Annotated in this window: 15 protein-coding genes; 5 read left to right on the forward strand and 10 right to left on the reverse strand. The window is 55.2% G+C overall.

The window, feature by feature from the left end:
- Positions 1 to 52: 52 nt before the first annotated feature.
- On the forward strand, positions 53 to 1,360 hold the full coding sequence (locus QMX98_RS06090; RefSeq protein WP_282410451.1) for an MFS transporter: 1,308 nt from the start codon (positions 53 to 55) through the stop codon (positions 1,358 to 1,360).
- Positions 1,361 to 1,401: 41 nt separating this feature from the next.
- Here QMX98_RS06090 and QMX98_RS06095 read toward each other — a convergent pair whose 3' ends face one another.
- The 4 genes from QMX98_RS06095 to QMX98_RS06110 are packed head-to-tail and all read right to left on the reverse strand — an operon-like array spanning position 1,402 to position 4,032.
- Positions 1,402 to 2,142 (reverse strand): TraX family protein, encoded by a 741-nt coding sequence (locus tag QMX98_RS06095; protein WP_247289069.1) that lies wholly within the window; start codon positions 2,140 to 2,142, stop codon positions 1,402 to 1,404.
- The gene (locus QMX98_RS06100) at positions 2,139 to 2,576 is read right to left on the reverse strand and encodes a YqaA family protein (protein WP_247289071.1); all 438 of its coding nucleotides are present in this window, start codon (positions 2,574 to 2,576) and stop codon (positions 2,139 to 2,141) included. The genes QMX98_RS06095 and QMX98_RS06100 overlap by 4 nt, the downstream gene beginning before the upstream one ends.
- A 12-nt stretch (positions 2,577 to 2,588) precedes the next feature.
- Positions 2,589 to 3,725, reverse strand: a complete 1,137-nt coding sequence (locus tag QMX98_RS06105; protein WP_282410452.1) for a nickel/cobalt efflux protein RcnA — start codon at positions 3,723 to 3,725, stop codon at positions 2,589 to 2,591.
- Positions 3,726 to 3,732: 7 nt separating this feature from the next.
- Positions 3,733 to 4,032, reverse strand: coding sequence for a metal-sensing transcriptional repressor (locus QMX98_RS06110; protein WP_103470019.1), 300 nt, complete (start codon positions 4,030 to 4,032; stop codon positions 3,733 to 3,735).
- A 513-nt stretch (positions 4,033 to 4,545) separates the two neighbouring features.
- Here QMX98_RS06110 and QMX98_RS06115 point away from each other — a divergent pair.
- The 3 genes from QMX98_RS06115 to QMX98_RS06125 all read left to right on the forward strand — a co-directional run bounded on the left by QMX98_RS06115 (position 4,546) and on the right by QMX98_RS06125 (position 6,194).
- Positions 4,546 to 5,283 (forward strand): HupE/UreJ family protein, encoded by a 738-nt coding sequence (locus QMX98_RS06115; protein ID WP_109631470.1) that lies wholly within the window; start codon positions 4,546 to 4,548, stop codon positions 5,281 to 5,283.
- 12 nt (positions 5,284 to 5,295) lie between these two features.
- The gene (locus QMX98_RS06120) at positions 5,296 to 5,979 is read left to right on the forward strand and encodes a transmembrane anchor protein (RefSeq protein ID WP_282410453.1); all 684 of its coding nucleotides are present in this window, start codon (positions 5,296 to 5,298) and stop codon (positions 5,977 to 5,979) included.
- An 86-nt stretch (positions 5,980 to 6,065) separates the two neighbouring features.
- Positions 6,066 to 6,194 (forward strand): hypothetical protein, encoded by a 129-nt coding sequence (locus QMX98_RS06125; protein WP_254925286.1) that lies wholly within the window; start codon positions 6,066 to 6,068, stop codon positions 6,192 to 6,194.
- A 73-nt stretch (positions 6,195 to 6,267) separates the two neighbouring features.
- Here the strand turns inward: QMX98_RS06125 and QMX98_RS06130 are convergent, their stop codons facing one another.
- Both QMX98_RS06130 and QMX98_RS06135 read right to left on the reverse strand, forming a co-directional pair.
- Positions 6,268 to 7,650: a heavy metal sensor histidine kinase gene (locus tag QMX98_RS06130; protein ID WP_253148595.1), complete on the reverse strand. Its 1,383-nt coding sequence runs from the start codon at positions 7,648 to 7,650 to the stop codon at positions 6,268 to 6,270.
- Entirely contained in the window at positions 7,647 to 8,330 is a 684-nt protein-coding gene (locus QMX98_RS06135) for a heavy metal response regulator transcription factor (RefSeq protein ID WP_253148593.1), read from the reverse strand. The genes QMX98_RS06130 and QMX98_RS06135 overlap by 4 nt, the downstream gene beginning before the upstream one ends.
- Positions 8,331 to 8,586: 256 nt before the next feature.
- On the opposite strand from QMX98_RS06135, the gene QMX98_RS06140 reads away from it, so the two are divergent.
- The gene (locus QMX98_RS06140; RefSeq protein WP_253148591.1) at positions 8,587 to 9,033 is read left to right on the forward strand and encodes a DUF411 domain-containing protein; all 447 of its coding nucleotides are present in this window, start codon (positions 8,587 to 8,589) and stop codon (positions 9,031 to 9,033) included.
- A gap of 50 nt (positions 9,034 to 9,083) precedes the next feature.
- Here the strand turns inward: QMX98_RS06140 and copD are convergent, their stop codons facing one another.
- The 4 genes from copD to QMX98_RS06160 all read right to left on the reverse strand — a co-directional run bounded on the left by copD (position 9,084) and on the right by QMX98_RS06160 (position 13,294).
- Positions 9,084 to 10,019, reverse strand: coding sequence for a copper homeostasis membrane protein CopD (gene copD, locus QMX98_RS06145; protein ID WP_253148589.1), 936 nt, complete (start codon positions 10,017 to 10,019; stop codon positions 9,084 to 9,086).
- Between the two features lie 2 nt (positions 10,020 to 10,021).
- Positions 10,022 to 10,405, reverse strand: coding sequence for a copper homeostasis periplasmic binding protein CopC (gene copC / locus QMX98_RS06150; RefSeq protein ID WP_095023245.1), 384 nt, complete (start codon positions 10,403 to 10,405; stop codon positions 10,022 to 10,024).
- 68 nt (positions 10,406 to 10,473) lie between these two features.
- Positions 10,474 to 11,421: a copper resistance protein B gene (locus QMX98_RS06155; protein ID WP_253148588.1), complete on the reverse strand. Its 948-nt coding sequence runs from the start codon at positions 11,419 to 11,421 to the stop codon at positions 10,474 to 10,476.
- Positions 11,422 to 11,431: 10 nt separating this feature from the next.
- Positions 11,432 to 13,294: a copper resistance system multicopper oxidase gene (locus QMX98_RS06160; protein WP_253148586.1), complete on the reverse strand. Its 1,863-nt coding sequence runs from the start codon at positions 13,292 to 13,294 to the stop codon at positions 11,432 to 11,434.
- Positions 13,295 to 13,319 lie beyond the last annotated feature (25 nt).

Here is a 13,319-nt window from a genome sequence, read left to right on the forward strand (position 1 = left end):
GAGAAATGCTCGACAACCAGATGGGCACGCGCCTTTCCATTTGAGATTTCTCATGCTGAAAATCCTATCAAACCGCACCTACCGTCATCTCTTTCTGGCCCAAGTGATTGCGCTCGTGGGGACGGGTCTTGCCACGGTCGCACTGGGCCTACTGGCGTTCGATCTCGCAGGAGCCCAAGCGGGCGCTGTCCTCGGCACAGCGTTGGCGATCAAAATGACGGCCTACATCGGCGTTGCGCCTATTGCAGCGGCTTTTGCAGAGCGTCTACCCCGCAGGGCGATGCTGGTTTCGCTGGATCTGGTGCGAGCTTTGGTAGCGCTCGCTCTGCCGTTCGTGACGGAAGTCTGGCAAATCTACGTGCTGATTTTCGTCCTTCAGTCGGCCTCGGCAGCTTTCACCCCGACATTTCAGGCGACCATTCCAGACATACTGCCGGATGATGACGACTACACTCGAGCCTTGTCGCTATCACGTCTGGCCTACGATCTTGAAAGTGTCGCGAGCCCGATGCTCGCCGCCGCGTTGCTGACGGTGATCAGCTTCCATAACCTGTTCGCCGGCACCGTCATCGGTTTTCTCGCCTCGGCGGCCCTGGTCTCCACGGTGCTTCTGCCGAAGGCGAAGCAGACGCCGCGACGGAGCATCTACGAACGAACCACCCGAGGCATGCGTATATTCCTTGCCACACCTCGCCTACGAGGGCTGCTGGCTCTTAATCTGACGGTAGCTGCCGCCAGTGCCATGGTCATCGTCAATACGGTGGTGCTGGTGCAGTCGCGCTTCGCTCTTCCTCAGAGTTCTACGGCATTGGCGTTGGCCGCATTTGGTGGCGGCTCCATGGTCGCGGCCCTGGTCTTGCCTCGCCTGTTGAAAAACATCAAAGACCGAACGGCCATGCTGTTTGGTGGAGGAATACTGGTTGCAGGCTTGGCCGTTGGCATCAACCTGACCACCTACAACTTCCTGCTGCCGCTGTGGATGGTGCTCGGGGTGGGCTACTCCCTGGCCCAGACTCCGAGCGGTCGATTGTTGCGTCGCTCGGCACATGCCGAAGATCGCCCAGCGTTGTTTGCCGCCCAATTTGCGCTATCCCATGCCTGCTGGTTGATTACCTACCCATTGGCGGGATGGCTGGGTGCCAACATAAGCCTCACAGCCTCGTTTGTTGGGCTCGCTGTCGTGGCAGGTAGTGCACTGGTGGTCAGCATTGTGATCTGGCGTCCTGCTCATGACCAAGAGTCGATCAAACACACCCATGAGAACCTGCCGGACGATCACATTCACCTCGACGGCCAGGGTGTGGATCACGAACACCCTTATGTGATCGACGACCAGCATCGTCGATGGCCCAACAAATGATCTTAAGTTCCTAAGATTCGCCAAGGCTGGTTGGTCAGCCTTTAGATCAGAAACCGTAGCGCTTGCAGAGCGGCAAGGTGCCCCGGATAGAACCAGTAGCCCCATTGCCGCACCGGCCAGACCTTGAAGGTGAAGGTCTGACGCAGAAGCCAGAGTCCGATCAGGGGAGCCGCGAACGCAGTGCTCAAGGCCAACAATGAATAGACTTCCAAGTCCAACGCTCTGGTTACGATGCTACTGCGGGTATTGCTCAACAGGCATAGAGCCGCTGGCAGCAACCAAAGAACACCGGGGCTCTTAATTGCTACTAAGACAGCAGCTGGAACAAGTGCACCGTAGAAACCGTACATCAGTGGATCATCCAGCACGTAGGCAATCGCGGCGGCCATCAACGCCATAGCGCTGCTCAACAGGGTGCGATGTTGCCATCCCCAGGCAATCACCAGCCCCAATGCTAGGGTAACCAACACGTTGAATGATCCCGAGGTGCTGATGTAGCGATAAGGCACTTCTGAAATGGCGGCGAACAACAGCATCAACGCGAGGTATCGACCGTTCGCGATAGTCAGCCATTCGCCCGATTTGGAGCGCGTCACGTTGGCGGCAATGGCGACACAGAACAGCGGAAAAGAGAGCCGCCCCAGAATGAACAGATTGCTCATCTCCGGCCACACCAAGCGCAAGTGATCAATAACCATGGTCAGCATCGCCAGCCACTTGATTAGATCCAGGCTACTGCTTCGGCTCTTGAGTGGGGAAAGCGGGACTGTAGGAGTCGTCATGCCCACCCCAGTGTGACGGCGGTCAGCACGAGATAACGCATGCCCTTGGCCAGGGTGACGATCAGTAGGAAACTCCAAAGTGGTTCGCGCATGACTCCGGCGACGACCGTCAGCGGATCGCCAATGATGGGCACCCAGCTCAGCAACAGTGACCAGCGCCCGTAGCGCAGATAGGACTGCTGGGCTTTTTCTAACTTGCTCTCGCTCACGGGGAACCAGCGCTTGTGGCGGAATCGCTCAACAGAACGGCCCAGAAGCCAGTTCATTGCGGAGCCAAGAACGTTGCCAAAAGTGGCGACCGCCAAGAGCGTAGAAACGACGTACCGGTCGGAGAGCAACATCCCGACCAGCACGGCTTCAGACTGCATTGGCAATAACGTGGCGGCACCGAATGCAGCCAGGAAAAGACCAACGTAGCTGGTGAGTTCGAACACTCAGACGTCGCCTTATGCGTTCAGGCCGATCCAGCCATGGAAGCCGACGTACAGACCAACACCTATGATCAGCACGCTGGACAGGTACGGTGCACGACGCGCCACGGTGCCCAGCCACGGCCAGCGGTTGGAGGCCTGTTTAGCACCAATAGCTGCCGCAGCACCGACAGTGACCAAGGTGAGCGCCAATCCGATGCTGAAGCACAGGACAAGCATGCCTCCTAGTGCGACTTCTTTTACCTGAAGACATAGCAACAGAACGGTGATGGCAGCCGGACAAGGAATCAGACCACCAGTCAAACCGAACATGACGATTTGGCCCGTGGTGACCTCGCGATTGGTGAAGCGATTACGGATATCGTTGGCATGCGCACGTTCATGCGCATCCTGGTAGCCATCAATCGACAACTCCAAGCCTTCCAATTCGGAGTGAGCATGCCCGTGATCGTGTTCCTGATACTGGAGATCGTAATCATGGGAGTGGCCTGCATGCCCAAGACTCAAGCGAGCACTGAACTCGTGTGGTTCCGGAATATCGACCGTCGACTCCAGGAAGCCTACGCGCTCAACGAAAGAGAACGATTGGGTGCTACCGTCCGGACGAGTAGTCATCAGGCGAACATCTGAGGCTGCCCAGGCGTGTCCGGTCAGTGTCTTCAGGCGCCAGTGCGGTGGCATGCCTTCTTCGAAGATCGACAGTTCGATGCGACCATGGCCTGTATCGATACGATGAGTCTCATCGTGATGACCATGGTCATGCTCGCCGTGGTGGTGCTCATCACCTTGCTCGAACTTGAACATCTGCTCGCCGCGCCAGGTACGCCATAGCATCCAAAGTGCAATCACGATGATCAGAGCAGAGGACGCGAGTTGGAAGTAAGGCTCGGTGGTTTGAGCGTCCAGACCTTTGCCCAGGTACATGCCGCCGATAGCGACCAACCACACCACAGCGGTGTGCGACAGCGTCGCGGCCAAGCCCAACAATACGGCTTGTTTTACCGAGCCACGAATGGCCACGATGAAGGCTGCCATCATGGTTTTTGAATGGCCCGGTTCAAGCCCATGCAAGGCTCCGAGCAGAATAGCGCTCGGGAAATACAGCCAGGCGTGAGCCCCGCCTTGTTGCAGCAGTTCAGCGAAGTTGGGCATATCAGACCTAGAGGTATTTGGTGATTTGTTTGAACGCTTCCAGCGGTGCGCGCTCGCCATTGCCCAAGGCCGAGACGGTGTCCTCCAGACAGTGATCGATGTGATCCTGAATGAGCGTGCGCTTGGCTTGACACACTGCTTTTTCGACAGCGTGCAACTGCTGAGCAATGTCGACGCACTGACGACCTTCTTCAATCATGGTGATGATGCCGCGTAAATGGCCGTCCGCCCGCTTGAGGCGCTTGATGATCGCCTCGTGACTTTGGTGGGTATGGGGATGGCTGTGTTCGTGTTCGTGCTCACTCATGACTTGAGCCTCAGGCCTCAATGAATTACGCTGGCATCCTATCCCCCCTAGGGGGATGTGGTCAAACGCATCAAAGCCCTACAAAACGAGTTGAAACCCGAACACTATGTTCAGCAGAACACTGACAATGATGGTGGTAATCGCACTTGCTCTCGCCATGTTTGTGGCTTGGGCCGGGCATACCTATACGTTGTCGGTGACATCGAAACAGCCAGCCTGGGAGATTGCGCAAGACGCCCATCACTCCCATGAGCAGCAGGCAGAGATGTCGAGCGCGAGCTACTCGGATCACTACCACTCGCCGTTGACCCCTGACCATCAGCACGAAACGCCACAGCTCACGTCCGCGTTGAGTTTGGCTGCACAGCCGAAGCTGTCCATACGAGTTGATGCGCGCCGATATTCCGTTCCTCGTCCGCCGATTTTCTTGATCGAGCGTCCACCCCGTCCTTCGTTCGCATCCTGACCATGGCCGCACTGCGGCCTTTGATCCCTGCAACGTAGGATTGATCTATGCATTCGCACTCGATGAGCGGCGTTGTCGCATTCACTGCGCCATCGCACCGCCCGCTACTGCTGTTGTTTTTACTTGTCGCTGCACTTTTCCTCGGGATGCCCGAGGCGATGGCTCACGCCGTCGCGGAAGGTGACAAGGGCTTCATCCAAGAAAGTTCCGGCGTCATGTTGCTGCCCTTCATCTACATGGGCGCCAAGCACATGATGACGGGCTACGACCACCTGCTGTTTCTGTTCGGGGTGATCTTCTTCCTTTACCGCCTGAAAGACGTGGGGCTCTACGTCACGCTGTTCGCTGTAGGCCACTCGGTCACGCTGCTGCTTGGCGTACTGACCGAGGTCAGCATCAGCTCCTACATCATCGACGCCATCATCGGTTTTTCGGTGGTGTACAAGGCGCTCGATAACCTGGGTGCGTTCCAGCGCTGGTTCGGTTTCCAACCCAACACCAAGGTGGCCACGCTGATCTTCGGCCTGCTCCATGGTTTCGGTCTGGCCACCAAGATCCAGGAGTACGAGATCTCGCCCGACGGCCTGATTCCGAACCTCATCGCCTTTAACGTCGGTGTCGAGATCGGCCAATTGCTGGCCCTCAGCGCGATTCTAATTCTGATGGGGTATTGGCGGCGCACCGGCAGTTTCTGGCGCCACGCCTATACCGCCAACGTCGCCATGATGAGTGCCGGCTTCCTCCTGATGGGTTACCAGATCACCGGCCTGTTTGTCTCCGCGTAAGGAATTCTGACCATGTTCAATACTCCGCTTCCAACTGTTAATGAATTGCCTAGCACTCGCAAACTGGTACGTTCGACTGTCATTGCACTGCTGACTGCGGTCGGCCTACTGGTGACAGTGGTCATGCCTTCGGAATATGCCATTGATCCTACGGGTGTGGGCCGCGCACTGGGTCTGACCCAGATGGGCGAATTGAAGATCATCCTTGCTCAGGAAGCTTTGGCGGATGCCGCACCACCGCAAGCGGCTGCTCCAGCTTCAACTCCGGCTCCGGCTCCGGCTCCGGCTCCGGCTCCGGCTCCGGCTCCGCAGGTTGCGCAAGTCCAGCCTATTGCGAAACCTGTTGCTCAGCCAGCGTCCACAACCACTTCAGCTTTGAAGACTAATCAAATGAGCGTCACGCTCAAGCCAGGTGAAGGGACGGAAATAAAGCTCGAAGTCTTGAAGGGCAAGTCTGTTAGCTACGAATGGACTGCGGTTGGTGGGCCTGTGAACTTCGATACCCATGGCGAACCCTACAACGGTGAGAAGGGTTACTTCCACAGCTACAGCAAGGGCAAACAGGTCAAAAATGACAAGGGTGAATTTACCGCTATTTTTGACGGCACCCATGGTTGGTTTTGGCGTAATCGCAGCAACAACGACGTGACCATCGCACTGAAAACAACCGGCGATTACTTGAGCGTCAAACAGTAATTCAAAACAGCGATGGCTGTCCTACTGCCGAAATTCAACGTTCAGCCTGCCCCCAGACCATTTATCAACTTTTGAAGAGTCCTTCCATGAAAACCCCAACCACTCTGGTTCGTTCGATGCTCCTGATCTGCTTCTTCGGCCTGATGACGGCATGCGGTGGTGGTGAGAAAGGAGAAACCTCCGAGAACGCTGAACACGGACACTCACACGAGTGACACCCTGAATAGAACAAGGCCGCATTTGCGGCCTTGTTTCTCCAAGAAGGGGCACCCGAGCTTTCTTTTATTCTCAGTCAGCAGGCCACGCAGGTAATCGGATATCAAAGGTCGTATAGCCTCCTCCGGAAACACACTCAACGGTGCCATCATGAGCGTCAACCAGTGATCTGACGATTGCCAAACCTAACCCCGCGTTGTTCGTAGCACCCTCTCTACGTGCAGGATCGACTCTGTAAAAACGGTCAAACAACCGGGGCAGATGTTCTCCAGCTATTTCCTCGCCGGGGTTCTTCACTGACAAGCTGATCATCCTGCCAAACCTCTCGATTTTCACGGAGATCGTACAGTCAGGAGGGGTATACCTGAGCGCATTAGACAGTAAATTCGAAATCATCCTATCCAACATCGTACCGTCACCATAGACCGCACCGTGTCCGGAGACTTGTAGCTTTACTCCGGTGTCCTCTGCCAGCAACTGGTAATACTCGAAGAGTTTTTCGACCACCGAACGCAACTCGACTTTCTCTTTGGCAGGTAGAACCAGACCGTTGTCCGATTTTGCCAAGAAAAGCATGCCGTCAATAATGCTGGAGAGCCGGTTGAGATCCTCCAGGTTGGAATAGAGATTCTCTTCATAAGTGTCCGGCGCACGCTTCTTTGAGAGGATGACTTCGGTGTGCGTGCGCAGATTGCTGATAGGGGTTCGTAGCTCGTGCGCAATATCGGCTGAAAAGTTGGACAGCCGAACAAAAGACTCTTCAAGGCGAGCAAGCATGGCGTTGAACGAAGATACAAGGCTCTCAAGCTCACGAGGCACCGAGTCCATCGGGATGCGCTCTTTCAGCGAACCTGCTGACATTGAGGCCGCGACTTGCGTCACTTGTGCGACAGGCTTCAACCCGCTGCGCGCCACCAGCCACCCTAGGGCTGCGCTGACCAGAGCGCTGATAGTCAGCCCAATGAACAGCCACCAACGCAAGGTTTCCACAAAATGCATATGGCTGGTGATGTCCATACTCAACCATGCGGTTAGTGGCTCAGCTTCATTCACTAAATGAACTTGGGCCTTCATGCCTCTATACGTATGGCCGCCAGCCGTCCACTCCAACAAACCTTCCCCAGCCTCATGTACCGCAGCGGTAGGTTGTGTAGCTCCGTTGGGAGTAGCGAAGATCGTCCTCCCTCCGTTGGTGACAATCGATGCTGAAAGCTCCTGATGGGCACCCAGCAGGGCTTGCAGTTGTAACACCACTTCTGAAGAGTCTACGGAGCCGGACTCGCCATCCATGATTTGCCGAATGGATTCGAGCTTTTCCGTCATCGCTTGACGGTCGAGCGCTTTGAAGTGATGTCTACTAAACGCATCGAAGGTAAGGCCTGCTACAACCAGCACGGCTACCACGGCACAGACAAACATCATGCTCAAACGGAAGGTAAGAGATACACGCTTCATTCAGTATCCGGCGCATCTAGCATGTAGCCCATTCCCCTGGTGGTCTGAATCAGCTTAGTGTCGAAATCATCATCGATTTTGGCCCGGAGCCGCCGAATTGCTACTTCGATCACGTTGGTATCACTGTCGAAGTTCATATCCCAAACCTGCGACGCGATCAGTGATTTTGGCAGGACTTCCCCTCTACGGCGCATTAGGAGTTCTAAGAGGGAGAATTCCTTGGCGGTGAGGTCAATGCGTCGACCTGAGCGTGAGGCACGGCGCTTTAGCAGGTCGACCTCCAGATCCCCGATCTTGATAGATGTCTGGTTGGGCACGGCGGATCCGCGTCGAAGCAAGCTTCTGACGCGAGCTAGTAACTCGGAAAATGCGAAGGGTTTAACGAGATAGTCGTCCGCGCCCAACTCCAAACCTTTAACCCGATCATCGACTCCATCCCTGGCCGTTAGAAAAAGCACAGGGACTGAGTTCCCGGATGCACGTACACCCCGAATGACCTCCCAGCCATCAACGCCCGGCATCATCACATCCAGAATCAGGAGATCGTAGGTCTCGCTCAGCGCTTGATGTAGCGCCTCTGTCCCCGTCACCACCCGGTCGACACTGAAACCTGCCTCCACGAGGCCCTGCTGTAGGTACCTTCCGATTTTGGGTTCGTCTTCTGCGACCAAGAGTTTCATGCCCAGGCTCCGGTTTGCGGTGTTCTAGTGTGCTACCAATCTGACAACTGTGCGCAAGCTTACGTAAATGTAATTGTCTCAACAGCCAACGGTTAACTCCCAGTTACGACAGGCCGGATTCCGGTGACACCGGCTAGAAGGCGGCTTACAGAAATGTAATCGCGATCTAATTTTTTGCGCTTAACCTACGTGACAGAGGGTGCGGATGCCAAAGGCATACAGAGTGACCGCACTAAAACGTGATGAGGTGCATTGAATGTCCAAACGAAAGCTTTTGGTCGCTATGGGGTTGGTGATGTGTGGTGTCGCGCAGGCCGCTGAGCCGCTCACAATTGACGTGCATCGTGACGCCAATTGCGGCTGCTGCAAGGAATGGGTCAAGCACCTTGAATCGAATGGATTCAAGGTAGTCGACCACGTCGAAAGTAATATGAGTGCTATCAAGCAGAGCCTAGGAGTGCCGCAGGGGCTAGCGTCGTGCCATACGGCTGTTATCGACGGCAAGTTTGTAGAGGGGCATGTCCCAGCTGATGAGATCAAGAAGCTGAGTGGTCGCTCCGACCTTGCAGGAATCGCAGTGCCAGGCATGCCCGCAGGTTCTCCCGGCATGGACTACGGCCAGAACCATCAACCTTATCAAGTCCTAGGGGTTACCAAGGCGGGAGCGCAAGAAGTGGTTGCTGATTACCCCGTCAGCCTATAATCAGGCTCGGATCTGGGCGGCTTCGGGGTCGCTCAGATCTAGCTGCTAGCTCACCCTTGAGCCATGTCTACTGAAGGGCTCAATGTTCCTAGCCACGCCACCAAGCAGACGATAACCACAGCACAGGTTGACTCAATAAGTACGCTTTTTCTCAAAGCAGTCGCTGCCAGGGAATACTCACCGGCCTCCACAGAGCGCTCGAGTGAAGGACTCAGGTAAAAACGATTGAGGGTAGCCAGCCCGATCATGCACCCAAAAAGCAATATTTTTAGAAGCAGAAGAACGCCATAGGTGCTGGTTAAAACTTCTAGCAACGTCGGCCCGACAATGAAGAGATAGTTAGCGATGCCCGTGACTATGATCGTACCGACAATGAACGCGCCTGCTGTTTCGAAGCCCTTGAGCGCTCGTGACAGCACTCGTACGAGTTGCTCCGAATTAGACCTCCTAATGTTCAACATCAAGCCAAACGCCGCGAGAGCTCCGATCCAGCCGCCAGCGGCGAGAAGGTGCAGAATATCAGCCGTAAAGTGCCAGAATCGCTGAGTACCTTCGTCCATCGCCCCATGACCTGTCCACGCGAGCGTAGACAAAGCGATGCCGCCTGCCAAGGTCGCAACCCCGAGGCTCCCTGTAGGCCATCGCGCGCTCTGACTTGCGACAAAAATCACCGCTGCCAGCGAGATCATGCGCGTCACCCAGCTATATCCAATCTCAGTCTCGTACAACATCATTTCCAGATGAGGTCGCAGCTCCGCCCAGTCGGATGCGCCGCTCATATTTTTTGCCATGACGATGAAGGTGGCTATCGACAAAAACACACCAACAGCAGCGATGCCAGGTAGTAGCGACCCAAAATGCAACACCGCGCCTGATACGCGCTCTTTTCCCCGAAAGCTGTAAAGCCCGAAGACTGCTAGGCCGAACAGGAGCATCAGGTCTAAGTAGAGCGCGAATCGCAGTACCACATTTAATGAGTCGCTCATGCTTATTTCACTTTGAAAGTTACGGCGCCGGTGATCGGGTGGGTGTCGGACGAGACTGCTCGCCATTCCACTTTATAGGTGCCAGTTGTGAGAGGAGAGGCAGGAGTCACGACCATCGTTTTGGGATCACCACCGCCGGCCACGCTGGCCTTCACACCCATAGGTGAATTGGGCATGCCAGGCATGTCGGTCATGATCAACTTGGCTCCCGAAAACTGAGTGACCAAGTTTTCAGAAAAGTGCAGCTCAATCTTTGCCGGGGCTTGGCCAGTCGCACCTTCAGCAGGAGTTGAAGACAGCAGCTTCGGGTGGGCCTGGGCAACTGCACTGAGCAGTAAGCCGGATGAAAGAGCAACAGCCACAACACAGGATTTGAAAACGGACATGCAAGGCTCCTCACAGCACGAAGCTGTTGTAATGAGGTGAGATAATTATTGGGTGACGCTAACTTCGATTAGAACCAAACTCGGACGCCGACCACTAGGCGTGCTTCGCTATTGTCTTCACCTTCCTCGCGGGCATAGTCTGCGGTTTTTCCATAAGTCCGATTCCAAGTCACACCGACGTAAGGTGCAAACTGGGGACGGATTTCGTATCTGAGCCGCAAACCAACTTCACTTTCAGACAGCCCCGAACCCACTCCACGCTGGGGATCGTTTTTTCCGTAAAAATTGAATTCTGCCGTCGGTTGCAATATCAGCTTGTTGGTAAGGAGAATGTCGTAGTCCCCTTCCAGCCGAGCAGCGGTCTGGCCACCTTCCCCGAGATAAGCAGTCGCTTTGGCCTCGAAATTGTAGAGAGCCAAGCCTTGGATACCGAAAGCAGCCCACGTCTGAGGGTCGCCTGGTTTGAAGTCTTGACGAACCCCGCCAACCAGATCCCACCAAGGGCTGATGGCGTGCCCCCATAAAGCGTGAACCTCAGCTTCTTCAGTCTTCCCATTGGTGCGTTCCCCTTCGGTGCGCAACCAAAGACGATCAACATCTCCCCCTATCCAACCTTGGGCTTCCCAGTTCAGCGCGCTTCCATCGTCAGCATCCTGCCATTCCAGCTTCTCAAATATAAAAAATGAGTTGAGAGCACTGTCATGGACTTCGTGACCACCAGGGGCATTATAAACTGCGGCTCTGTCAGCATCGGTAAGTGGTGGTATCGGAGTCCGACTTTGAGTTTGTGGTTGCTTGGCGGGCTGCATACCCTCCATTTTGCTGTGATCCATGCCCTGCATCTGGCTGTGATCCATACCCTGCATCTGGCCCTGATCCATGCCCTGCATTTGGCCGTGATCCATGCCCTGCATCTGCCCAGTAGACTCAGCAGCTGCCGGCAAGGCAACACCAGCAGTGAGAGCGACCGTGAGTACAGCTGAGTGCATGCGAGTCCCGCTTAAGAAATTACTCATAGCCATCTCCTTATTCCTCCACGCGCACTTCACGGAACATGCCCATTTCCATGTGGTATAGGAGATGGCAGTGATAGGCCCAGCGTCCCAACGCATCAGCAGTCACTCGGTAGCTACGCTTTGATCCTGGCGGCATATCGATGGTGTGTTTGCGGACAAGGAATTGCCCGTTTTCATCTTCAAGGTCGCTCCACATCCCATGCAGGTGGATGGGGTGAGTCATCATGGTGTCGTTTACGAGAACGAACCGAACTCGCTCGCCGTACTTCAGTTTTACCGGCTCGGCGTCTGAAAACTTTACGCCGTTGAAAGACCAGGAAAATTTCTCCATATGACCGGTCAAGTGCAGTTCAATAGTGCGACTTGGCTCACGGCCATCTGGATCCTCAAACGTGCTTTTTAGATCAGAGTACGTCAGCACCTTTCGACCATTGTCGCGAAGGCCCATGCCAGGATCATCGAGCTTCGGAGAAGTAGACATTGCTTGCATGTCGACGAGGGGATTGTTGGACTCTGTGGCTGGGTGCGACTGCATTTCTCCCATACCACTCATGCCGCCCATGGACATATTGCTGTGATCCATTCCCTGCATGCTGTTCATACCGGACATGCCTTGCATAGCGCCAGAGCTATCTTTCATGGCTCCGCCGTCCATACCCGACATACCCTGCATCGAGTCGTCTCCCATACCGGCCATTTTGCTGTGATCCATTCCAGCCATATCGCCCATACCGGCCATCGCACCGTGATCCATACCGGCCATACCCATGTCAGCCATGGTGACTAGAGGACGAGGATCTAGCGCAGGCACCGGAGCAGTCATGCCCGACCGGACGGCCAAGGTGCCTCTGGCGTAACCCGACCGATCCATCGACTGCGCAAACAGTGTGTAGGCCTCTTGGGTGGGTTCGACAATCACGTCGAAAGTCTCGGCAGTGGCGATCCTGAACTCATCCACGCTTACAGGCTTAACGTACTGGCCGTCAGCAGCCACAACAGTCATCGTCAAACCTGGAATACGTACATCAAAGTAGGACATGGCTGAACCATTAATGAACCTCAACCTAAGCTTTTCGCCAGGTTTGAAGGTGCCAGTCCAGTTGGAGTCCGGAGCCTGTCCGTTCATCAAGTAGGTGTACGTCGCACCACTGACGTCCGCAATGTCCGTAGGATTCATCTTCATCTCGGCCCACATCTTGCGATCAGCGACGGTCGCTGACCAACCTTTGTCAGCCACGTCATTGATGAAGTCACCCACTGTTCGCTTATGGGTGTTGTAGTAGTCCGCCTGTTTCTTCAGTGTTTTCATCAGCGAAGCAGGATTTTCATCAGTCCAGTCGCTAAGCATCACCACGAGGTCGCGGTCATACTCAAAAGGCTCAGGCTCTTTGGCATCGATGACCAGTGGGCCGTATACACCAACCTGTTCTTGGAAGCCGGAGTGACTGTGATACCAGTACGTTCCGTTCTGCTTGACCTTGAACTGATAGACGTACGTGCCATCAGGCTCAATTCCATGGAAGCTAAGGCCTGGCACACCGTCCATGTTTGCCGGAAGGATAATTCCGTGCCAGTGGATAGAAGTCATATCCTTGAGGCGGTTCTTGACCCGCAAGGTCACGGTATCGCCCTCACGCCAGCGCAGCTGGGGCCCAGGAATCCCGCCATTTATGGTCATGGCCGTCCGGGAGTTCCCAGTGATATTTACCGGTGTTTCTCCGATGAAGAGGTCAAACTCTGTACCTGACAAGACATTGGCATCGCCCACTCTAGGGGCGGCCCAGATAGGGGTATGCCAGAGGCCTAAACCACCGAGAATCCCGCCTGCGGTGAGTCCTTTCACAAAGGTGCGCCGAGAGGTTTTGGCTTGCATACCGATTCATGTCCCGTCAGTCGGA

Origin of the sequence: Pseudomonas sp. PS02303 (assembly GCF_029959925.1) — a bacterium.
In the GTDB taxonomy this organism is placed as follows: domain Bacteria; phylum Pseudomonadota; class Gammaproteobacteria; order Pseudomonadales; family Pseudomonadaceae; genus Aquipseudomonas; species Aquipseudomonas mandelii.